Source organism: Pseudomonas sp. NPDC087358 (assembly GCF_044900785.1).
Classification (GTDB): domain Bacteria; phylum Pseudomonadota; class Gammaproteobacteria; order Pseudomonadales; family Pseudomonadaceae; genus Aquipseudomonas.
In genome coordinates this window covers 50,691-73,026 of record NZ_JBJDOA010000011.1, presented here as the reverse complement: position 1 = coordinate 73,026, position 22,336 = coordinate 50,691, and the positions used below count along the sequence as shown (strand labels likewise).

Annotated in this window: 21 protein-coding genes; 6 read left to right on the top strand and 15 right to left on the bottom strand. The window is 61.4% G+C overall.

All coding sequences use genetic code 11. The features are described 5' to 3' along the window. Positions 1–32 precede the first annotated feature (32 nt). On the bottom strand, positions 33–560 hold the full coding sequence (locus ACI2KS_RS22660) for a YceD family protein (RefSeq protein ID WP_404623243.1): 528 nt from the start codon (positions 558–560) through the stop codon (positions 33–35). A 106-nt stretch (positions 561–666) separates the two neighbouring features. Here ACI2KS_RS22660 and ACI2KS_RS22655 point away from each other — a divergent pair, with 106 nt between their 5' ends. Next, positions 667–1,245, top strand: coding sequence for a Maf family protein (locus ACI2KS_RS22655; RefSeq protein WP_404623242.1), 579 nt, complete (start codon positions 667–669; stop codon positions 1,243–1,245). A gap of 79 nt (positions 1,246–1,324) precedes the next feature. Here ACI2KS_RS22655 and sppA read toward each other — a convergent pair whose 3' ends face one another. From sppA to rluC, 3 genes are read right to left on the bottom strand one after another with little or no spacing between them, the layout of a single operon-like run. After that, positions 1,325–2,317, bottom strand: coding sequence for a signal peptide peptidase SppA (sppA, locus tag ACI2KS_RS22650; RefSeq protein ID WP_404623241.1), 993 nt, complete (start codon positions 2,315–2,317; stop codon positions 1,325–1,327). Between the two features lie 7 nt (positions 2,318–2,324). After that, positions 2,325–3,005: an HAD-IA family hydrolase gene (locus ACI2KS_RS22645; RefSeq protein ID WP_404623240.1), complete on the bottom strand. Its 681-nt coding sequence runs from the start codon at positions 3,003–3,005 to the stop codon at positions 2,325–2,327. Beyond that, positions 2,995–3,954, bottom strand: a complete 960-nt coding sequence (gene rluC, locus ACI2KS_RS22640; RefSeq protein ID WP_404623239.1) for a 23S rRNA pseudouridine(955/2504/2580) synthase RluC — start codon at positions 3,952–3,954, stop codon at positions 2,995–2,997. Before rluC ends, ACI2KS_RS22645 begins: the two co-directional genes overlap by 11 nt. 716 nt (positions 3,955–4,670) lie before the next feature. Here rluC and rne point away from each other — a divergent pair. After that, entirely contained in the window at positions 4,671–7,982 is a 3,312-nt protein-coding gene (gene rne / locus ACI2KS_RS22635) for a ribonuclease E (RefSeq protein ID WP_404623238.1), read from the top strand. 116 nt (positions 7,983–8,098) lie between these two features. Here rne and ACI2KS_RS22630 read toward each other — a convergent pair whose 3' ends face one another. The 8 genes from ACI2KS_RS22630 to ACI2KS_RS22595 all read right to left on the bottom strand — a co-directional run bounded on the left by ACI2KS_RS22630 (position 8,099) and on the right by ACI2KS_RS22595 (position 15,259). Further along, positions 8,099–8,689: an NTP transferase domain-containing protein gene (locus ACI2KS_RS22630; protein WP_404623237.1), complete on the bottom strand. Its 591-nt coding sequence runs from the start codon at positions 8,687–8,689 to the stop codon at positions 8,099–8,101. Between the two features lie 143 nt (positions 8,690–8,832). Then, the gene (murB, locus tag ACI2KS_RS22625; protein ID WP_404623236.1) at positions 8,833–9,852 is read right to left on the bottom strand and encodes a UDP-N-acetylmuramate dehydrogenase; all 1,020 of its coding nucleotides are present in this window, start codon (positions 9,850–9,852) and stop codon (positions 8,833–8,835) included. 46 nt (positions 9,853–9,898) lie between these two features. After that, entirely contained in the window at positions 9,899–10,663 is a 765-nt protein-coding gene (kdsB, locus tag ACI2KS_RS22620; RefSeq protein WP_404623235.1) for a 3-deoxy-manno-octulosonate cytidylyltransferase, read from the bottom strand. After that, positions 10,660–10,845: a Trm112 family protein gene (locus ACI2KS_RS22615; protein WP_087265487.1), complete on the bottom strand. Its 186-nt coding sequence runs from the start codon at positions 10,843–10,845 to the stop codon at positions 10,660–10,662. Before ACI2KS_RS22615 ends, kdsB begins: the two co-directional genes overlap by 4 nt. Positions 10,846–10,861: 16 nt before the next feature. Further along, positions 10,862–11,857: a tetraacyldisaccharide 4'-kinase gene (gene lpxK / locus ACI2KS_RS22610; protein WP_404623234.1), complete on the bottom strand. Its 996-nt coding sequence runs from the start codon at positions 11,855–11,857 to the stop codon at positions 10,862–10,864. Further along, positions 11,857–12,288 carry an ExbD/TolR family protein gene (locus ACI2KS_RS22605; protein ID WP_404623233.1) on the bottom strand — a complete coding sequence of 144 codons (432 nt, stop codon included), beginning with the start codon at positions 12,286–12,288 and terminating at the stop codon, positions 11,857–11,859. Before ACI2KS_RS22605 ends, lpxK begins: the two co-directional genes overlap by 1 nt. Continuing rightward, positions 12,285–12,959 (bottom strand): MotA/TolQ/ExbB proton channel family protein, encoded by a 675-nt coding sequence (locus tag ACI2KS_RS22600; protein WP_404623232.1) that lies wholly within the window; start codon positions 12,957–12,959, stop codon positions 12,285–12,287. Before ACI2KS_RS22600 ends, ACI2KS_RS22605 begins: the two co-directional genes overlap by 4 nt. 83 nt (positions 12,960–13,042) lie before the next feature. After that, positions 13,043–15,259: a DNA internalization-related competence protein ComEC/Rec2 gene (locus ACI2KS_RS22595; protein ID WP_404623231.1), complete on the bottom strand. Its 2,217-nt coding sequence runs from the start codon at positions 15,257–15,259 to the stop codon at positions 13,043–13,045. 153 nt (positions 15,260–15,412) lie between these two features. Between ACI2KS_RS22595 and ACI2KS_RS22590 the strand changes: the two genes are divergently transcribed. Next, positions 15,413–15,928 carry a DUF2062 domain-containing protein gene (locus tag ACI2KS_RS22590; RefSeq protein WP_404623230.1) on the top strand — a complete coding sequence of 172 codons (516 nt, stop codon included), beginning with the start codon at positions 15,413–15,415 and terminating at the stop codon, positions 15,926–15,928. Between the two features lie 235 nt (positions 15,929–16,163). On the opposite strand, the gene ACI2KS_RS22585 is transcribed toward ACI2KS_RS22590, so the two are convergent. From ACI2KS_RS22585 to ACI2KS_RS22575, 3 genes are all read right to left on the bottom strand, one after another. Beyond that, a complete protein-coding gene (locus ACI2KS_RS22585) occupies positions 16,164–16,943 on the bottom strand; it encodes an ABC transporter permease (RefSeq protein ID WP_404623229.1) in 780 nt (259 codons plus the stop codon). After that, positions 16,940–17,872 (bottom strand): ABC transporter ATP-binding protein, encoded by a 933-nt coding sequence (locus ACI2KS_RS22580; RefSeq protein WP_404623228.1) that lies wholly within the window; start codon positions 17,870–17,872, stop codon positions 16,940–16,942. Before ACI2KS_RS22580 ends, ACI2KS_RS22585 begins: the two co-directional genes overlap by 4 nt. Before the next feature lie 198 nt (positions 17,873–18,070). Next, positions 18,071–18,694, bottom strand: coding sequence for a glutathione S-transferase family protein (locus ACI2KS_RS22575; protein WP_404623227.1), 624 nt, complete (start codon positions 18,692–18,694; stop codon positions 18,071–18,073). A 225-nt stretch (positions 18,695–18,919) separates the two neighbouring features. On the opposite strand from ACI2KS_RS22575, the gene ACI2KS_RS22570 reads away from it, so the two are divergent. From ACI2KS_RS22570 to ACI2KS_RS22560, 3 genes are all read left to right on the top strand, one after another. Further along, the gene (locus ACI2KS_RS22570) at positions 18,920–21,364 is read left to right on the top strand and encodes an acyl-CoA dehydrogenase (protein ID WP_404623226.1); all 2,445 of its coding nucleotides are present in this window, start codon (positions 18,920–18,922) and stop codon (positions 21,362–21,364) included. A gap of 215 nt (positions 21,365–21,579) precedes the next feature. Next, entirely contained in the window at positions 21,580–21,783 is a 204-nt protein-coding gene (locus ACI2KS_RS22565) for a hypothetical protein (RefSeq protein WP_404623225.1), read from the top strand. 64 nt (positions 21,784–21,847) lie between these two features. After that, a complete protein-coding gene (locus ACI2KS_RS22560) occupies positions 21,848–22,258 on the top strand; it encodes a PA2817 family protein (RefSeq protein ID WP_404623224.1) in 411 nt (136 codons plus the stop codon). The last annotated feature ends 78 nt before the right edge of the window (positions 22,259–22,336 follow it).

Genomic DNA, 22,336 nt, shown 5'->3' with positions numbered 1-22,336 from the left:
TGTTCTGCAGAACAGCCATCATTGATTAACTCCTAAACGTTTGGGTCACGCTTTAACTGCGCCAATACACTGAACGGGTTGGACCGCGTTACCTCGTCCTCGCTCGGTTCGGGCTCATCGAGGCCCGCCGGCGGCTGGCATTCTTTCGGATCATGCACAGGCACAATGGGCAAGGCGAGCAGAAGCTCCTCCTCGATCAGGGCCAGCAGATCCAATGGATCTTCGCCGAGTTCCAGCACGTCATAGCCTTTCGGCAACGACTGGGTGTTTGCACCCTCCTTCACCACGGCATAACTGCATTCGCTGTGGATCGGCAGGATGACCAGCTCAAGACAACGCTGGCAAACCATTTTGACTTCGACGTCGATTTCGCTGTGGATAACCACGGCGCGTCGTTCATCTCGCTCAAAAACGAATTTCGCCTGCACTGTACCGAGATTGTCAGCAAGCGGGTCGCAGAGTCTCTCCAAATCAGCCAGCAGCAGCTCTCCCTGAAGAGTAGTGCCACGATCAGCTAATTTGCGCGGGTCAACGTGAGGTGGAATCGGGTCATTCAACATAGGCGCAGCATTCTAGGGACGAGACCTGCGACTGTCAAAGGAAATTCAGGACTGTTCGCAACCTGACCCTCTGATTACACTCGACTTTCATGTATCGGAGAACCCCATGCTGCCTTTGCTCCTCGCCTCCAGCTCGCCTTATCGCCGGGAATTGCTCGACCGCCTGCGCCTGCCGTTCGTCTGCGCATCCCCCGACATCGACGAAAGCCACCGCCCTCAGGAGTCCGGCACAGAGCTGGTCAAACGCCTGGCCCGGGAAAAAGCCACGGCCCTGGCGCAGCAGTTCCCCGGCCACTTGATCATCGGCTCCGACCAGGTGGCCGTACTGGGTGAGCAGATTATCGGCAAGCCGCATACGTTCGAGCGCGCCCTGGAGCAACTGACCGCCAGCAGCGGCAAAAGCGTGAGCTTCCTGACCGGCCTTGCCCTGTACAACAGTCAGACCGGGCAGTGCCAGGTGGACTGCGTGACGTTCACCGTGCACATGCGCGACCTCGACCCGGCGCGCATCGCCCGATACCTGCATGCCGAACAGCCCTACGACTGCGCTGGCAGCTTCAAGGCCGAAGGGCTGGGCGTGAGCCTGTTTCGCAGCACCGAAGGCCCTGACGCCACCAGCCTGATCGGCCTTCCTTTAATAAGACTGGTAGACATGCTGACGGTCGAAGGCGTGCAGATCCCCTGACCGATTGGCCATTGCCGCAATCAACCCCCGAAAAAAAACCCGACCAATGGCCGGGTTTTTTCGTATGCAGCCAGGGCGATCAGCGCAGGGTCGGCCCCTTGAAGCCTGCCCACATTGCAATCTGCTCGGCGACGCTTGAGCCCAACTTCTTGGAGAAGCGGTCAAACGGCGATTCCTGCACAGTGTAATCAACCATTTCCTTCTCACCGATCACGTCGCGAGCGACATAACTGGCACTGCCCAGCCCGTCCACCAGGCCCAGCGCAACCGCTTGTTCGCCGGTCCAGACCAGGCCGGAAAACAGCTCCGGATGCTCCTTGTCTTTCAAGCGATCCCCTCGACCGGCCTTGACGCTGGCGATGAACTGCTTGTGAGTAGTGTCCAGCACGCCCTGCCAGAAAGCCGTTTCGTCAGGCTTGGGCGGCTGGAACGGATCCAGGAACGCCTTGTGCTCACCCGAGGTGTAGGTGCGACGATCCACACCCAGCTTCTCCATGGTGCCCACGAACCCGAAACCGGCCGCGGTCACGCCAATGGAGCCCACTAGACTCGCCTTGTCGGCGTAGATCTGGTCGGCGGCGCTGGCAATGTAGTAAGCCCCGGATGCACCCAGATCAGTGATGACCGCATACACCTTGATATTGGGCTTCTGCGCACGCAGACGACGAATTTCGTCATAGATGTAGCCCGACTGCACCGGGCTGCCGCCCGGACTGTTGATGCGCAGGATCACGCCCTTGGTTTTTTCGTCCTCGAAGGCCGAACGCAGACTACCAACGATATTGTCAGCGCTCGCGGCCTCGGTATCGGCAATCATGCCCTTCACTTCGATCAGCGCGGTGTGACTGGTCTTGCGCGACGCGCCCTTTTCGAAATCCATCAGCGGCGAAAACACCGCCAGCATGACGAACAGGTAGATGAAGGTCAGGGATTTGAAGAAGATCCCCCAGCGGCGAGTGCGTCGGTGTTCCTGCACATTCGCCAGCAGAGTCTTCTCCAGCAGCTTCCAGCTTTTTGCATCACCCGCCTCGTCTCGCTCTTGCGCAGAGGGTGCTTTCCATTCGTCCGACATAGATCAATTACCCCAACAACGAAGATTGTGCAGTCCGCGAACCCAACCAGGTACGCAATTCGGAAAAATGCTCGATCGCCAGACGCGGCTCGAACTGGCGCAGGGAATCCAGCGCCTGGGCACCATACCCCACGGCCACCGAATCCATCCCGGCGTTACGCGCCATCAACAGATCGAACGAGGCATCGCCGATCATCAACGCCTTTTCGGGGCCGACGCCGCAGTGCTGCATGATCTGGTTGAGCATCAATGGATCAGGTTTGCTGGCCGTCTCGTCGGCAGCCCGCGTGGCGTCGAAGTAATCGAGCCAGCCATGGGCCTTGAGCACACGATCCAGGCCACGACGCGCCTTGCCGGTCGCCACCGCCAGGCGATACCCCTCGGCACGGAAGGCTTCGAGCGACTCGAGCACGCCATCGAACAACTTCGACGGCTCGACATCCATGGCCATATAGTTGTCGGCGTAATGCTGACGGAAATCGATCAGGTCGTTGGCGCTGATCTCGGGATAGAGCGTGCGAATCGCCTCCGGCAAGCCCAGGCCGATGATGCCCTTGATCGCCAGATCATCGCGCACCGGCCGGCCTGACAGCTCGGCTGCGGCACGCATCGCCTCGACAATACGACCCACGGAGTCGGACAGCGTACCGTCCCAGTCGAAAATCAGCAGCTGGTAATCACGGCGCACTCAGTAATCGCTCCACGGTCTTGGCCCACATCTCATCGACAGGCGCCTGAAGCTCAAGCTTGCCGCCATCGGGCAGCGGCACGGTCAGGGCATAGGCATGCAGGAACAGCCGCTTGCCGCCCAGATCGCGGATCTCCCTGGAGAAATCCTCGTCGCCATACTTGCTGTCGCCGGCGATGCAGTGGCCAGCATGCAGGGCGTGCACGCGGATCTGGTGGGTACGACCGGTAATCGGTCGTGCTTCGACCATGGTCGCGAAGTCGCCGAAGCGCCGCAGCACCTTGAACAGCGTCAGCGCCTCCTTGCCCTCCTCGTTGACCTCGACCATACGCTCGCCGGAGCGCAGGTTGCTCTTGAGCAACGGCGCCCGGACCTGCTTCTGCGCCGTGGCCCAGTTGCCACGAACCAGCGCCATATAGCGTTTGTCGACGCCATCGCCACGCAGCTGCTCATGAAGGTGGCGCAGCATGCTGCGTTTTTTTGCGATCATCAGCAGCCCTGAAGTGTCGCGATCCAGACGATGGACCAATTCCAGCTCCTTGGCATCCGGACGCAACTGACGAAAGGCTTCGATGACCCCGAAACTCAGGCCGCTGCCGCCATGAACCGCAATGCCGGCGGGCTTGTTGAGGACAATCAGGCCTTTATCTTCATGGACAATGGCCGCTTCCAGGCGCTGCAACAAACCCTGTGCCACCGGCACCGGTTCGTCGCGTTCAGGCACCCGAACCGGCGGCACGCGCACGACGTCGCCCGCCTGAAGCTTGTACTCGGGCTTGATCCGGCCCTTGTTCACACGCACTTCGCCTTTGCGCAATATGCGGTAAATCAAGGTCTTGGGGACGCCCTTGAGGTACGTGATCAGGAAATTATCGATGCGTTGACCGGCGTATTCCGGCGCAACCTCTACCAGCTGGACGCCGGGGGTTGGGGGTGTGATATTCGTCATGGCGCAAATCATAACAATTTTTTATGGATTTGAAGCACTTAATGATTGCTGCTATAGTCGCGAACGCCGCCAAAAGCGGCTGGACAGCGGACCAACGGTATGACAAGCCGGCCCTGACCAACGCAATTCACGAGGGCGCGAGGCCGTCCTACGGGGCTTTCGGTGACAACGGAAGATCAGCAAGCGTAACGAGCGCAGGTGACATGAGGCCTGAAACAAGCCCGATCGCAGAGTCAAACACTCGCCGTCGAGGCCCATGTTCAAGGCCAGTTCACAAAGTGCAGTCGCTGGCAGACGCTCCGGGCGAATGCTTCGGAAACCACGCCTTAATTTGAGCCATGACGCGCGGACTTCCTATCGAAGATCGCGTAAATGCAAACCCGCTGCGGATTCAGCGCGCGGCAGCACCCGAATTATCAGGGATACGTGTGGGGTGGAGACGCACAACCGTCGGACTGTGTAGCAAAAGGCTTTATTCAAGACGCTTCATATCGTCCGCTACCGATGGTTGATTCCTCCTCCTGACCAAGCTTTTGCTGACAGGGTGTCATTTGTCACCACAGCAAGCAGGAAACGTCGTCGCGACTACGGCCCCGCTGGCCGGATATCGCTAGACACTGGAGTGCCCAGGCACTCCTGACGCGCCCTGACACCGACCGTGAGAAGTCGTGTGTGCCGAACGCCGTTTCCGGCAGCCCGGAAACCGACGGTACTACATGAAAAGAATGCTGATTAACGCGACTCAACCCGAAGAGTTGCGTGTTGCGCTGGTAGACGGCCAGCGCCTATACGACCTGGATATCGAATCCGGGGCCCGCGAACAGAAGAAGGCCAACATCTACAAAGGCCGGATCACGCGCATCGAACCCAGCCTTGAAGCGGCGTTTGTCGACTTCGGCTCCGAGCGTCACGGCTTTCTGCCGCTGAAAGAAATCTCCCGCGAATACTTCAAGAAATCCGTGGAAGGCCGCGTCAACATCAAGGACGTCCTGAGCGAAGGCCAGGAAGTCATCGTTCAGGTCGAAAAAGAAGAACGTGGCAACAAGGGCGCAGCCCTGACCACCTTCATCAGCCTGGCCGGTCGTTACCTGGTGCTGATGCCCAACAACCCGCGTGCCGGTGGCATCTCCCGTCGCATCGAAGGCGAAGAGCGCAACGAACTGCGTGAAGCGCTCAACGGCCTGATCGCCCCTGCCGACATGGGCCTGATCGTGCGCACTGCAGGCCTTGGCCGCAGCAGCGAAGAAATGCAGTGGGACCTCGACTACCTGCTGCAATTGTGGACCGCCATCAAGGAAGCGTCCCTGGATCGCTCTGCACCTTTCCTGATCTATCAGGAAAGCAACGTCATCATCCGCGCCATCCGCGACTACCTGCGCCAGGACATCGGTGAAGTCCTGATCGACAGCGTCGAAGCCCAGGAAGAAGCACTGACCTTCATCCGCCAGGTGATGCCGCAGTACGCCAGCAAGATCAAGCTGTACGAAGACAGCGTTCCGCTGTTCAACCGCTTCCAGATCGAAAGCCAGATCGAAACCGCTTTCCAGCGCGTGGTCGAGCTGCCTTCCGGTGGTTCCATCGTCATCGATCCGACCGAAGCGCTGGTGTCCATCGACATCAACTCGGCACGCGCCACCAAAGGCAGCGACATCGAAGAAACCGCCCTGCAGACCAACCTTGAAGCGGCTGAGGAAATCGCCCGTCAACTGCGTCTGCGTGATATCGGCGGCCTGATCGTCATCGACTTCATCGACATGACCCCGGCCAAGAACCAGCGCGCCGTGGAAGAAAAGGTCCGCGAAAGCCTGGAAGCCGACCGTGCCCGCGTTCAGGTCGGTCGCATCTCGCGTTTCGGCCTGCTGGAAATGTCCCGTCAGCGCCTGCGACCTTCGCTGGGCGAAAGCAGCGGCATCGTCTGCCCTCGCTGCAACGGCACCGGCATCATCCGTGACGTCGAGTCGCTGTCTCTGGCGATCCTGCGCCTGATCGAAGAAGAAGCCCTGAAAGACCGTACTGCCGAAGTACGCGCTCAGGTGCCGATTCCGGTTGCCGCGTTCCTGCTCAACGAAAAACGCAACTCGATCACCAAGATCGAACTGCGTACTCGCGCACGAATCATCATCCTGCCCAACGATCACCTCGAAACGCCGCACTTCGAAGTGCAGCGTCTGCGTGATGACAGCCCTGAAGCCCACAGCCTGCAGTCCAGCTACGAAATCGCTGCTGCTGCGGCCGAAGTCGAAGAAGTTCAGCCAGCGGCCGCGACCCGCACCCTGGTTCGCCAGGAAGCAGCCGTCAAGACCGCACCGGCCCGCGCCAACGCTCCGGTTCCGACCGAAGTCGCAGCGCCGGTAGCACCGACACCTGCCCCGGTGGCCCATGAACCAAGCCTGTTCAAAGGCCTGGTGAAGTCTCTGGTCAGCTTGTTCGCCAGTAAAGAAGAGCCTGCTGCCCCGGCCGCCGTCGTTGAAAAACCGGCCGCCGAGCGCCCGGCCCGCAACGAAGAACGCCGCAACGGTCGTCAGCAAAGCCGCAGCCGCAATGGCCGTCGCGACGAAGAGCGCAAGCCTCGTGAAGAACGCGCACCTCGTGCAGAGCGTGAAGAACGCGCTCCACGCGAAGAACGTGCTCCTCGTGAAGAGCGTGCTCCCCGCGAAGAACGCGCCCCTCGCGAGCCACGTGAGACCCGCGACGAAACCGCAGCCCCGCGTGAAGAGCGTCCGGCACGTGCTCCGCGTGAGGAGCGTCAACCACGCGCCCCGCGTGAAGACCGCAAGCCACGTGAAGAACGTGTACGTGAACTGCGTGAGCCACTGGACGCCGCCCCGGCTGTCAACGTGCCACGTGAAGAGCGTCCTGAGCGTGCACCGCGTGAAGAGCGTCAGCCACGTCCACCTCGTGAAGAGCGTCAACCACGCGCCGAACAGGCAGCTGAAGCGTCGGAAGACGAAGTGTTGCTCAATAACGAAGAGCAGCAGGATGACAACCAGGAGCACGCTGAAGGCGATCGTCCTCGTCGTCGCTCCCGTGGCCAGCGTCGTCGCAGCAACCGTCGTGAGCGTCAACGTGACGCCAATGGCGATGTGATCGAAGGCACTGAAGGCAACGAAGGTTCCGAAGACCCGCAGCAAGACGGTCAGGACACCGTGCGCAGCGAAGGCAACAGCACGGAAATCGCTGCAGGCCTGGCGGTCACCGCCGCCGTCGCCGAAAGCGCGATCAGCGCCCAGGCCGAGGCCCAGGCGCACCAGCAGGCTGAACGTGCCACCGCAGCTGTGGAAACACCGGCTGTCGAGCAGGCTCAAGCCCCGGTGGTTGAAGTGCCAGCGGTTGAAGCTGCAACTGCAACAGCGACCCGTTCGTTGATGCCAGAAGTGGAAGTCGCGCAGTTCGACGCCACTCTGAGTCCGTTTGAGCGTCAGGTGAAGGCCGCCGCACAAGCTGAGCAGCTCGAAACCCCTGAGGTGGTTGAAGCACCCGCTGTCGTTGAAGCACCTGCTCCAGCGCCTGTGGTTGATGCACCCGCTCCAGCGCCTGTCGTTGAAACACCCGCGCCAGCACCTGTGATCGAAGCTCCAGCTCCAGTTGAAGCGCCCAAAGCCGCCGAGCCTGTGGTCGAGAAAGCGGCTGTCGCCGAGCCTGTCGCAGCAGCACCGGCTGAACTGGCCGCCCCGGAAATCGTCGCAGCCCCGGTTGCGGTCGAACCGGCTCCAGCGTCGACGCCTGCACCGGTCGAGGCTGAAAAGCCAGCATTGCCGGTGGCAAGCGGTGGTCGTGCACCTAACGACCCGCGCGAAGTCCGCCGCCGTCGCCTGGAAGCCGAGCGCCTGCAGAAAGAGGCCCTGGCCGCTCCTGCCGCCAGCGCTGCTGCACAGCTCGAAGCTGTCGCTGAACCTGCACCCGCTGCAGTCGAAGCTGTCACTTCCCCTGCCCCGGCCGGCGACGAAAACGTCCAGTCGGCCAAGGCAGTCGTGACCGAGCACGGTGAAGAACTGGAAGAAAGAAAAGAGCCTAAACCGCTCGCGTAATCTTCGGTAAATGAAAAGCCCCACCTGTGTAAGCAGGTGGGGCTTTTTTATGTCCGCGAATCTGTAGGAGTGAGCTTGCTGGCGATTGGGGGTTTATCCGAACGTACGGATTTACGCTATTCGAACACCAGCGCAGCGGGCACATCCACATCCCACAACACGCCGCGATCCTCTACCTCAAGCGCCTGCACCCGCGCCCCCTGAAACAGCCGCTTGGCGCCCTTCTCTCCGGCCAGGCTCATCAACGCCGGACCAAAGTCACGACCGAACCCGACCGGGTGGCCGTACCGACCACCCAGCGTCGGCACGCTGATAGCGTCGTCCTTCATCGAATCGGCCACCCGTTTGAGGGTATCCGCTTGAATGAACGGCATATCCCCGAGAACAACCAACCAGCCGAGGTGCTGCGGCTGGGCCGTGACTGCGGTGGCAATGCTGTCACCCATGCCCGGCGATTCCAATACCACCACCTCGCAGCCGTGGCGCAAGCCAAGCTCGATCACAGAGGAATAATCGGGGCGCGTCAGCATTACGATCTTGTCGACCACAGGCTGTAATCCGATCAGGACATGCTCGATCACGGCACGCTCGACGCCGTCGCGCCCGATGCACTGCGCCAGCAGCTTGTTGCGATGGGCGCCGGCGACCTGTCGATAACGACTGCCGTGTCCTGCCGCAAGGACGATGGCGCACAGGGTTTGACTCATGCTCAACCTCTGATCGGGGATGCCACATCTCTGAAATGCCAGCGCGTGGCCACAGCATCAGCCTCGCGAAAGGCTGAAGTGTAATGGGTTTTCAATGGTCTGCCGCGACGTGCAGGAGGAAGGCTGGATAGAAAATCGCAGGCCTAATAAAGATTGGGTTCCATTTCCAACACCACGCCGAAGCGCTCGAGAATATCGGCCTGAATCCTGCGCGCCAGATTCAACAGCTCCAGCCCGGACGCCGAGCCATAGTTGACCAGCACCAGCGACTGCAACGCGTGAACGCCGGCATCACCTTCCCGGAAGCCCTTCCAGCCTGCCTGCTCGATGAGCCAGCCTGCGGCAAGTTTCATCTGCCCGTCGGGTTGTGCATACGCCACCAGACCCGGGTGCAAATCCCTGATGCGCTGGGCAAGTGCGGCTGGAACCACCGGATTCTTGAAAAAGCTGCCTGCATTACCCAGGACGGCGGGGTCCGGCAGCTTCTCGCCGCGAATCGCGCAAATCGCCCGACTGACATGCATCGGTGTCGGTTCGGTGATGCCCTGCTCCTGCAAACGCTGACGCACCGGGCCGTACTCCAGATGCAGAGTGGCGGCGAAGCTGAGCTTGAAACGCACGCGCAAAATCAGCCAGCGTCCGGTCTGATGCTTGAACACACTGTCGCGGTAGCCAAAGGCGCACTCGTCCAGAGAGAACTCGCGCAGCTCGCCAGTCTGGCGATCCAGCGCCGTCAGGCTGTGGAACACGTCCTTGACCTCGACGCCGTAAGCGCCGATGTTCTGCATCGGCGCAGCACCCACGGTACCCGGAATCAGGCTGAGGTTTTCGAGCCCGGCCAAGCCCCGCGCCAGCATCTGCTGCACAAACGGATGCCAGGGTTCACCCGCTTCTGCCTCGACCACTGCAGTGCCGCAGTCCTCGTGGGTGATGCGGATCCCGCGACTGGCCATTCTCAGCACCAGCGCGTCGATGTCGTGAGTCAATAACAGATTGCTGCCACCCCCCACCACCATCAGTTGCAGCTGGTGCTGCGCGGCATAAGCCAAGGCCTCACGCACGTCACCGTCGGTATGCGCCTGAGCAAACAACCGGGCCCGAACATCGACCCCAAAAGTGTTGTAGGGCTTGAGCGAGACATCGGACTGGATCTGCAGGCTCATGCGTGAACCTGCAAGTGCGGTTTCTCAATAGGGCAATGCATCACGGTCAAACCTCCAGCAAGCGTCTGACGCGTTCCAGGTCTTCGGCGGTGTCGACACCGGCAGGCGGCGCCTCCAGCGCATCGGCGACGTGAATCCGCACGCCATGCCACAGGGCACGCAGCTGTTCGAGGTTTTCGGTGTTTTCCAGCCAGCACGGGCCCCAACTGACGAAGTCATGCAGGAAGCCGGCGCGGTAGGCGTAAATCCCGATGTGCCGGCGATAGGGCACGCCCTCAGGCAGCTCATCGCGACTTCTGGCCAGTGCGTCACGCGCCCATGGCAGCGGCGCGCGGCTGAACGTCAGGGCAAGGCCGTTGATGTCGGAGCAGACCTTGACCACGTTGGGATTGAACAGCGAGGTCACATCATCAATGGGCTCGGCCAGCGTCGACATGCGCGCCTCGGGGTGCGCGGCCAGGTTATCGGCGACCTGATCGATCACCGCCGGAGGAATCATCGGCTCATCGCCCTGCACGTTGACCACGATAGCGTCATTGGCCAGGCCCAGCAGCGAGGCGACCTCGGCCAGCCGGTCGGTGCCGGAGTTATGGTCGTCGCGGGTCATCAGCACTTCGGCGCCGAAAGCCTGACAGGCTTGCAGGATCCGCGCATCGTCAGTGGCAATCACCACACGCTCAGCGCTGCTTTTGCACGCCTGCTCCCAGACATGCTGGATCATTGGCTTGCCGGCGATGGTTTTCAACGGCTTGCCGGGAAAGCGGCTGGAGCCGTAACGAGCAGGAATGACAACGGTAAACGCTGCAGTCATTTGTCCAGACGCTCGTCAGTGGTCAGGGTACGGGCTTCGCTTTCGAGCATGACCGGAATGCCGTCGCGAATCGGGAAGGCCAGGCCTGCACCCTTGCTGATCAGTTCGGTCTTGTCGGCGCTGAGCTTGAGCGGACCTTTGCAGATCGGGCAAGCGAGGATGTCGAGCAATTTGGTGTCCATAGGGAATCCTGAGCGGTCATGGCAAAAGACGGGTTAACTGCGAATCGAACCAACTGACGAAGGCCTGCGAGGGCACGGCTTCGACGGCCAGGTACCACCAGTCGGGCGCCGCGAAGGATGCGCATTTCACGGCATCCTTCTCAGTCATTACCAACGGCAGAACCGGCGTGAACGCCAGTGCTTGAGCACTGAACACGGCATGATCGGCGAACGCATGTGCAACAGGCCGCCAGTGTAGTCCTTCGAGGGTGTTGAAGAAACGTTGCGGATTACCAATGCCGGCCACCGCGTGCAGCGCCTGGCCGTGCGGAAAAAAATCGACGGGCTGGCGTACACCGCTCAGCAGGTTGACCAGCGCGGTGGGCTGCAGGGTGAAGCCGTAACCGTCTGCGCGATCGTCATGGGCGCCGTTGTACAGCAGCGCATCGACACTGTGCAGACGCTCGACGGGCTCACGCAGAGGGCCGGCAGGCAGACAACGACCATTGCCCAGCCCGCGTGCGGCGTCAATGAGTACCAGTTCCAGGTCCCGAGCCAGCCGATAGTGCTGCAGACCGTCGTCGCAAAGAATCAGATCAAGTGGCTCTTGCGCCAGCAGACCGCGCACGGCCTGGGCTCGATCGGGGTCGATCATCAACGGCACGCCGCTACGCTTGACGATCAACAGTGGCTCGTCGCCCGCCTGCTCGGCGCTTTGTCCCGCGTGGACCCGCCACGGCAGGCTCGGCGGTTTGGCGCCATAACCGCGGCTGACCACGCCCACGCGCAGCCCGCGCCGGCGGCAGTAGTCGATCATCCAGAGAATCATCGGGGTCTTGCCGGTGCCGCCCACGGTGATATTGCCAACGACAATCACCGGCACCGGCGCCTTGTAGATATCGCCCTGTCCGGCGACGAAACGCGCACGCTTGCCGTTCACCACGCGGCGGTACAAGGCTTCCAGCGGCCGCAACAGCGCCAGGGCCGGATGACCGTTGTACCAGGCGTCGAGCAAGCGGTCGGTGAGTGCCATCAGTTAGCCGATGCGGCCTCGACGGTGGTCATGCGCAAATGGGCGAAACCCAGCTTGCCGGCGGCATCCATGGCGGTGATTACCGACTGGTGCGGGGTCTTGCCGTCAGCGCTGATGGACAGCGGCAGGCTGGTGTCGCCACCCGACTCCTTCTGCAACGCGTCGATCAGCGTGTCCAGCTTGCTGTCGGCCAGCAGCGTGTTGTTCACCGAATAGACGCCATCGGCATTGATGGTGATGTCGACATGCTTCTTGTCGGCGTCATCATCCGAGGCGCCGGTCACCGATTGCGGCAGATCCACACGCATCTGGGTTTCGCGGGTGAACGTGGTGGTGACCACAAAGAACAGCAGCAGGATGAACACCACGTCGATCAGCGACACCAGGTTGATGTCGATGGTCTCCCGAGGTTTGCGGCGACGGAATTTCACTTCTTCCTGCCCTCGCCCCGAGCGGCAGCCTTGAGGTCGGGCTTGGCGTCGGTCAGGTCGACATCACGGTCACCCTGCACCACTTCTACCAGTTTGATGGCTTCCTGCTCCATGCCGACCACCAGCTCGTCGACGCGGTTTTGCAGATAGCGATGGAAGAAGATCGTCGGGATCGCTACGGTCAGGCCTGAAGCGGTACAGATCAGCGCTTTGGCGATGCCGCTGGCAAGCATTCCGGCGTTACCCGTCATGCCGGTGCTGGTGAACGAACTGAAAATATCGATCATCCCCAGCACGGTCCCCAGCAGACCCAGCAAAGGCGCCATGGCGGCGATGGTGCCAAGGGTCGCCAGGTAACGCTCCAGCTCGTGAATGACGCGGGCGGCAGCTTCCTCGATGCACTCTTTCATGATCTCGCGACCATGCCGTGAGTTGGCAAGGCCTGCGGCCAGGATCTCACCCAGCGGCGAGTCGGCGCGCAGCTCCTTGAGCTTTTCGTTGCTCAGTTGCTTGTCCTGAATCCAGCGCCACACCTGACCGAGCAGATGCGGTGGCGTAATGCGGCTGGCGCGCAAGGTCCATAGCCGCTCGATGATGATCCCGACGGCGGCAATGGAACTCAAAATGATCGGTAGCATCATCCAGCCACCAGATTTGACCAGCTCCCACACAGCGACCACCCCCTGAAAAAAAGTGGCGCCACTCTAACATAGCGTCGCTGGGTCGCCGAACCCGGCGATGAATAACCGGCATTTCATTCTCGCCAGAAGCGGCGCACATCACGTTCACTGCGCGGTGGTTCGAAAGCGCCCAATTGCAGAGTGATGGCACCCTGCTCAGCACTGTCGAAGGTTTCAATGCCCAGCGAGCGGTAGCGCGATATCACCTGGGGGTGCGGGTGGCCGAAGGCGTTGCCGCGGCCGCGAGAAATCAACACGCCACGCGGCGCCACGGCCTTGAGCAACCTCATTGATGAAGACGTGCGGCTGCCATGGTGGGGCGCCTGCAGCCAGTCGGCGCGGACATCGAAGCCTTGCTCGATCATCGCCCGCTCGGCATGCACATCGATGTCACCGGTCAACAGCAGACGCTCCCCGCCCGCCTCCACGCTCAGTACGCAGGAAGCCTGATTGCTGTCGCCGGCCTGTTCCCATATCCAGGTGGCGAACTTGACCTCATCCCAGGTCCAGGTCTGGCCATTTCGGCACGGCTCTATGGATAGTTGCACCGGCATTCGCCCGGCGTCGCCCGCCACTGTCCTGCGCACCGGCAACGCCTGGATGATTGCCTGGGCGCCGCCGGTGTGGTCATCGTGAGCGTGGCTGAGCAGCATCATGTCCAGGTGACCGACACCGGCGCGGCGTATCGCCGGCAGCACTACGCGCTCACCGATATCGAACTCGCCGACGCGCGGCCCTGCGTCGTACAACAGCGTGTGTCCGCGAGTGCGCAGCAAAATGCCCAACCCCTGACCGACATCCAGTTGCAACACCTGAACCTGCCCCGGCGCAATGCTCTTTTGTGGCGCGAATACGCACAGCAGCAGCATCGGCCAACCCAGAGGACGCAACGGCACGCCAGCGGGCAACAACAGCAACAACGCACCGAACAGGCTGACGGGCCAGACCCAGACCGGCGTAGCAGGCCCGATCCAGGCAGGGGCGGCGTCGGCCATCAGGGCAAGTGCGCGAAAAAGCCAGTCCATCGAGCCGCCTGCCAGCCAGAGCATGCCCTGGCCAATCGGGGGGATGAGCAGAAACAGGGTGCCCAACAGGGCCAGCGGCAGGATGAAAACACCGATCCAAGGCACTGCGAGCAGATTGACCAGTGGCCCACTCAGGCTGACCGGCAGGTTCAGGATCAGCAATAGCGGCAGCAGTCCCAGGGCGATCAGCCACTGCGCCCGCGACCAGCCGTGCAGCCAGTGCCAGGCGCCCAGGCGGGCGCCGAAAATCAGCATCAGGATCGCCACCGCCCCGAAGGACAGCCAGAAGCCAGGGCGCAGACTGATCAAGGGGTCAGCGATCAACACCAGGTTGAGCGAGATCAAGAACGGCAAGAGTGCGCCAAGATGACGAAAGCGCAAGCGCCACAACAACACCAGTGCGAGCATTATGCAGGCGCGCTGTACCGGCACGTCGAAGCCGGCCAGATAGCCATACACCAGCGCACCGGCCAACGCCAACGTACAGGCAGCTGGCAGCCACGGCACCCACTGCGGCCACAGCCCCCAACGCGCCAGTCCGGCGACCAGTCCGTAAAGAAGGCCCGCCAGCAAGCCGATATGGGTGCCGGAAATCACCAGCAAGTGCACGGTGCCGGTGTCTTGCAACACCTTCCAGTCGCCCGGACTCAAGCCCGAAGCATCCCCCAACACCAATGCCGTCAGGCCACCCTCGCGCCCATGGGCATCGACGGCCAGCAAACGCTGACGAACACCATCGCGCCAGGATCGCTTCGCCGGTTTGAGCAACTGCCCATCCACCACGCTGCCCGTGGCACCGATACCCTGGCTCAACAGCCAGGCTTGGTAATCGAAGGCGCCCGGGTTGGCCAGCCCGCCGGGGCGTTTGAGCTTGACCGCCAGGCGCCAGCGTTCGCCGCTCTGCAGCGTCGGGCCGCCGTACCAGGCAAGACGGATTCGCTGGGGCAGAGCTGTGCGTCGTGACCGCGGCTGCTCAAGCTCGAACCGCACCACGCTATCAGCGGCGCTGGGCAGACCGGCGACGTTGCCCTCCAGCCAACGGGTCTGGCCGTCGAGTTTTTCCGGCAGGCGATCGTCCAGCGCCGACTTGGCCGACACGCAAGCCCAGGTCAGCCCGAACAGGAACAGGGCCAGCGGATAGGTCCTGAACGGCAGCAGCATCAGCGCGACGACCGGCATCGCCAGCAGCAACCAGACCGGCGGCAATGCCGGTAAAAAACGCAAGGTCACAAGACCCAGTGCAAGCGCCAGCATCCCGGTGCGCATATGGCTTTCCCTGTCATCAGATGAAAATTCACCTTCCTGACTTAGCCCATTGGCCGGGCCGCGGATTTATTAATTGTCACAATGTCTGAATTTCCATCCGCCAGCATCCATGCATACTTGCCCGAATTTCCCCGCCAATCGCCGGAATTCCGTATGCCACGCCACCTGATCAAGCGGTACATGCCCGATCCGAACAGCATCCGGGAACACAAATCCTTACGCTTTCTTGGCCGTCTGCTGCACGACCCGAACCTCTGGCACCTCAATCGGCACTCTGTGGCCAGGGCCATGGGCGTCGGGTTGTTCGCGGCACTGATGCCGATGCCGCTGCAAATGTTGCTGGCGGCAGTCATGGCGATCCGGATCCGCGCCAACCTGCCGATCGCCGTCAGCCTGTGCTGGCTGACCAACCCGCTGACCATGCCGCCGGTGTTCTATTGCACCTACAAGATCGGCGCATGGCTGCTGGGCCTGCCGCCGCGGCACTTTCCGGATGAGATGAGCTGGGACTGGATCAGCGCACAGCTATCAACGCTGTGGCAGCCGTTTTTGCTGGGTTCGGTGGTGGCGGGAATTGTCCTGGGTGTGGCGGGGTATTTTCTGACGATGGGCTACTGGCGCTGGTGGGTCGGGCGGCAGTGGCGGCGGCGCAAGGCCAAACGCGGATAATGATTGGCAAGTTTGTCTGTAGCAGTCCGGCTTGCCGGCGGCGGCGATTTCAAAGCCGCTACCGCCAGTCACGGTTCGCGCGGGGCTGGCGCTGATTCTGGCCGCAGGCCGTAGGAGCCGGTTTGCTGGCAAATGCGCTGTGTCAGCCGACTCATCTGTCACTCACCACCACGTTCGCCAGCAAGCCGGCTCCTACAATTAGTGCGTACCCATGCCGGTAACCGCAATCAATCGGCTATTGGCGCATCCCTCGCCCGCTCACCAGCAGCCGCGCGCAGCCCAGGTACAGGACGACGGTCGCCACGATCATGAAGCCCAGGGCGACGCTGATCTTGATATCCGACACACCGAGGATCCCGAAACGGAAGGCGTTGACCATGTGCAGCACCGGGTTGGCCAGCGAGACGGTCTGCCAGAACGGCGGCAGCAGGTTGATCGAGTAGAACACCCCGCCCAGATAGGTCAGCGGTGTCAGCACGAAGGTCGGGATGATCGAGATGTCATCGAAGTTGCGCGCAAACACGGCGTTGATGAAGCCCAGCAGCGAGAAGATCGTCGCGGTCAATACCACCACCACCACCGTCACGCCCAGATGGTGCACCTGAAGGTCCGTGAAGAACATCGACAGGATGGTCACGATGACGCCCACCATCAAGCCGCGCAGCATACCGCCAAGGGTGAAGCCGATCAGGATCGTGTGCGGCGAGACCGGTGAGACCATCAGCTCCTCGACCGAACGCTGGAACTTGGCGCCGAAAAAGCTCGATACCACGTTGCCGTAGGAGTTGGTGATCACCGACATCATGATCAGGCCCGGCACGATGTATTGCATGTAGGTGAAGCCACCCATGTCGCCGATCTGCCGGCCGATCAGGTTACCGAAGATCACGAAGTACAGGACCATGGTGATCGCTGGCGGCAGCAGCGTCTGCGGCCAGATCCGCATGAACCGCCGCACCTCGCGGTAAACGATGGTATTGAGGGCGATCAGGTTGGGACGCAGCTCCGAACTCATACCGCCACCTTCGACAGATTTTTTTCCACCAGGCCCACGAACAGCTCCTCAAGGCGATTGGTTTTGTTGCGCAGGCTCAGCACCTGAACGTTCTGCAGCGACAGCTGGCTGAACAGCGAGGTAATGCCGATGGTCTTGTCGACCTGCACCTCCAGCGTGTGGTTATCCACCAGCCGTGACGGGTAGCCGTTGAGTTGCGGCGCGGTCAACATCGGGTCCTTGAGGTCCAGCAGGAAGGTCTCGACATGCAGCGTGTTGAGCAGCGTCTTCATCCCGGTGTTTTCGATGATGGTGCCGTGGTCGATGATGCCGATGTTGCGGCACAGCTGCTCGGCCTCTTCCAGATAGTGCGTGGTGAGGATGATGGTGATGCCTTTCTGGTTCAGCTCGGTGAGGAAGGTCCACATCGAGCGACGCAGCTCGATATCCACACCGGCGGTGGGTTCGTCGAGAATCAACAGACGTGGTTCGTGAATCAGCGCGCGGGCAATCATCAGACGCCGCTTCATGCCGCCGGACAGCGACCGCGACGGGACGCTGCGTTTGTCCCACAGCCCAAGCTGGGTCAGGTATTGCTCGGCACGTTCCTTGGCGATCTTCGGCGGGATACCGTAATAACCGGCCTGGGTCACGACGATGTCGAAGGTCTTTTCGAACTGGTTGAAGTTGAACTCTTGCGGCACCACGCCGATCGAGCGCTTGAGCTGCGCCGGATTGCGATCCAGGTCGTGACCGAAGATGTTCACCGTGCCGGTGGTCTTGTTGACCAGGGTCGAGATGATCCCGATGGTGGTGGATTTGCCGGCACCGTTGGGGCCGAGCAACGCGAAGAAATCACCCTCGGCGACGTCCAGGTCGATCCCCTTGAGGGCCTGGAAACCGTTGCCGTAGGTCTTGGTTAGCTGCCGGATGGACAGAGCTGAACTCATGACTGAACACACACCAATAAAAGGAAAAGGGATAAATAACCGAATACAAAGCACGCCGTCACTGCATCGAGCAGAGCCCGAACGACTGCTGCGAAACAATCTGTTGCAGTCGCGGCGCGAAGGTCAATGTTGCTTGGCGAGGCCGCGCAAGTACAGCGAGATCTATTGATAGTAGATATCAATCTAACGCTGACAGCCTCAGGTCAGTGCCGTCATCACCGCGCTGCGGTACGCCGGGCGTTGCTGCAAACGCTCATACCAGGCTTTGAGGTGAGGCAGGTCGATGCGTTCAATCGGCATCTCGAACCAGGCATAAATAAAGCTGCCCAACGGAATGTCACCCATGCCGAACGCGTCTCCCGACAGATACGGTTGTGCCGCCAGGGCTTTGTCGACGATGCGCAGCAGACCTTCGACCGTGACTTTTGCGACGTTGATCTGATGCCAGTCCTGCTGCGCGGCTGGCGTGCGCAATACACCCCAGAACACGGTGCGAAACGGACCGGCAAAGCTCGACGTGGTCCAGTCCATCCACTTGTCCGCTTGCGCGCGGGCTTTGGCGCTGCCTGGGTAAAGTGCCGAGTCCGGGGCGTATTGCCCAGCCAGGTAACGCACGATGGCGTTGGATTCCCACAGCACGAAATCGCCATCTTCGATCATCGGCACTACGCCGTTGGGGTTCCTGGCCAGGAATTGAGGCTGATCGTTGAGCCCGAACGCGCCACCGGCATTGATCGACTCATACTCAAGCCCCAGTTCCTCGGCAATCCACAACGCCTTGCGCACGTTGGACGAATTTTTGCGGCCCCAGATCTTCAACATGCGGGTGTTCTCCTGCGTTCGACAGCGATGGGTTAGAGGCATATACCTGTGGTGCGGCAGTCTACTCCGAGCGCGGATCCAGGGGTATTCGAGCCACTGCGTGACGTGCATCGGCCAGCGCTCGAACTCCGCTGACCGCCTGGGGTCACTATCGATGCGCGGGCCAGAGCGGCTGCCTGTGTTCTCGATGGCGCTCACTTTCGCCGTCATCATGGAGGGATTTTTATGCTGTTGTTGTGGATCGTGGTTCTGCTGATCGGCGTGGCCTGGCTGGCCCATCGGCGCGTTGGCGCTTTTCCTGCGCTGGGGATAGTGGCGGTCTATCTGTTGGCGATGGGAGCATTCAGCCATGCCCACGGCTGGATGATTATTCCCTGGCTACTGTGGCTCGCCGTGGCACTGCCACTGGCCCTGCCCGACCTGCGTCGCCAGTATTTCAGCAAGCCGATGTTCGCCTGGTTTCGCAAGGTTCTGCCGCCGATGTCGGAAACCGAGCGCGATGCGATCGATGCCGGAACGGTCTGGTGGGATGGCGAACTGTTCAGTGGTCGGCCCAATTGGGACACCTTGCTCAGCTACCCGAAAAGCCGGTTGACCGAAGAGGAACAGGCGTTCATCGACGGCCCGACTGAAGAACTGTGCGCGATGGTCAGCGACTGGGAAATCGGCCAGGCCATGGACCTGCCCGCTGAGGCTTGGGCGCACATCAAGGAACATGGCTTTTTCGCCTTGATCATCCCCAAGGAGTACGGCGGCAAAGGTTTCTCGGCCTATGCGCACTCGCAAGTGGCGATGAAGCTTGCCACCCGCAGTGGCGATCTGGCGTCCACGGTCATGGTCCCCAATTCGCTGGGCCCTGCCGAACTGCTGTTGCATTACGGCACCGACGAACAACGCAACCATTACCTTCCGCGGCTGGCGCGCGGCGACGACATCCCCTGCTTTGCCCTGACCGGTCCGCTGGCCGGTTCCGACGCCGGCGCGATGCCCGACACCGGGATCATCTGCAAGGGCCAGTGGCAAGGTGAGGAAGTCATCGGCCTGCGCCTGAACTGGGAGAAGCGCTACATCACCCTAGGCCCGGTCGCGACCTTGCTCGGTCTGGCATTCAAGGCGTTCGACCCCGAGCATCTGCTGGGCGAGGAAGAAGACCTGGGCATCAGCCTGGCGCTGATCCCGACCGATACAGCGGGCGTGGAAATCGGTCGTCGTCACCTGCCGCTGGGTGCGGCGTTCATGAACGGCCCCAATTCGGGCAAAGACGTGTTCATTCCCCTGGAGTACCTGATCGGCGGTCAGGAAATGCTCGGCAAGGGCTGGATGATGCTGATGAACTGCCTGTCGGTGGGCCGCTCGATTTCGCTGCCGGCGGTGGGTACCGGCGCGGCCAAGTACACCAGCCTGGTGACTGGCCAGTACACGCAGATTCGCGAGCAGTTCAACGTGCCTCTGGCCGCCTTCGAAGGTATCCAGGAGTCCCTCGCCCGGATCGGCGGTAACGCCTGGCTGATGGACAGCGCGCGGATGTTGACCGCCAACGCAGTGGACCTTGGCGAGAAACCGTCAGTGCTGTCGGCGATTCTCAAATACCACCTGACCGAGCGCGGTCGGGAATGCATCACCCACGCCATGGACGTGCATGGCGGCAAGGGCATCATCATGGGCCCGAACAACTACCTGGGTCGCTCATGGCAGGGTGCGCCGATCTTCATCACGGTCGAAGGCGCAAACATTCTGTCGCGCAACTTGATGATCTTCGGTCAGGGGGCGATCCGCTGCCATCCCTTCGTCTTGAAGGAAATGGCCCTGGCCGCACGCGAAGACCAGGACCGCGCCGTCATCGAGTTCGACGATCTGCTGCTGCAACATATCGGCTTTGCGGTGCGCAACGCCGCCAGCACGCTGGTGCTCAATCTGGGTTTCGGCCATTTCGAAAGCATGCCGGGCGATCGCCTGAGCCAAGGTTATTTCCGCGCGCTCAATCGCCAAGCCGCCGCTTTCGCCATGCTCGCCGACCTGAGCATGATGCTCCTGGGCGGCGAACTGAAGCGCCGGGAACGTCTGTCGGCACGTCTGGGTGACGTCCTCAGCCATCTGTATCTGGCCTCGGCGGCGCTCAAGCGCTATCACGATCTGGACTACCAGGAGGCGCTGGCACCGTTGTTCCGCTGGTCCATGGAAGAAGCGCTGGGCGAGTCCGAGCGGGCACTTGATGAGCTGCTGAGTAACTTCCCTAGCCGCATCCTCGGCGCGCTGCTGCGGGTGATCGTGTTTCCGCTCGGGCGCAGGCACAAAGGCCCGTCGGACGCACTGGATGCCGAAGTCGCGGGGATTCTCGGCCGGGCCAAAGGCGATCCGGCGCTTGAATCGGTGCTTGCAGGCTGCTATCGCCCGACGGCAGAAAACGACCCGGTGGGCGCTTTGCAGCATGCCGCCGACCTGCTGACAGCTGCCCGAGGCGTACACGCAAAACTGCATCAGGGGCTCAAGAGCGGCCAGGTCAAGGCGGCTGGCGGTGAGCATGTCATCGACGCCGCGCTTAACGCAGGCGTACTGCAACCGGCCGAAGCCGAGAAGCTGCGGGCGGCGGAAAGCGCCCGGCGCAAGGTCATCGACGTGGATGATTTCGATAAGGAGGAGCTGGTAGCGGCAGAGGGGAAAGTCCGCTAATCGTCATAAAAATCGCCCCATGAAGGAGTGAGCTCGCTGGCGATTGGCTTTGTCAGGTACCTCATCGAATCTGACTCAGGCAATCGCGAGCAAGCTCACTCCTACAAAGATTTTGATGCGCCACGGTGCTCGGTCTGCCGCTCTAGCCTGCCCATCCTCGAAGAATTGTCCTACACTCCCCGGTAACAACAAGAAAACACCAAAGGGGACGCATCATGATCGATCAACGCATGTCTCATCGTTGCCTGCTCGCTGAAATCGCCTCGGGGGAGGACCTTCACAGCGGCAAGCCCACCCAGACCCTGCAAACGCTGTTGCTCATCGGCTTCATCAGCCGCCAGACCAGTCCTGATCACACGTTCTCTCACCTGGCCCTGACCGAAGCCGGGCATCGCTATCTGGCCGGTTTGTGGCATTGAGATAGCGGCAGGCCCCTCAGGGATCTATACTCCCGCGCCTGTTTTTGTCTCTGAGGACTTCATCATGGCCGACGCCAATCTCGACCGCACTCTCAACCTGCTGACGCACCTGCGCGGCATCCTGGTCGCGCTCGGTGACGCCGAACAGGTTCCCGAGGAAAGTCATGCGCTGTTTCTGGAGCGTTATGACGAGTTGATGACGCTGCTGCCGCAAGAACCGATCGAAAGCCAGTACCTGGGCCAGGACCTGCTGTGTCAGGTGATACAGCGCTACCCGCAGATCGCCCATCTGGTGCCGCGCGACCTGCTCTGGTACTTCGGCGGCGACTGCCTGCACTTCATGCCTGATGAAGAAATCGACCTCTATACCGCGCTGGAAGAGCGTCGTTTCGACGCCGAAGAAAACGAAGAACCGTTCGATTGGGATCAGGAGAAGCAGTTGCTGGCCATGGGGCTGGACGGGCCCAAGCACTAGACATCTCTGGCGGGCCCACGTGCTCCTGCCTGGCCACTGCAGGAGTGAGTGTGCTCGCGATTGCGCTGGCCCAGTGCA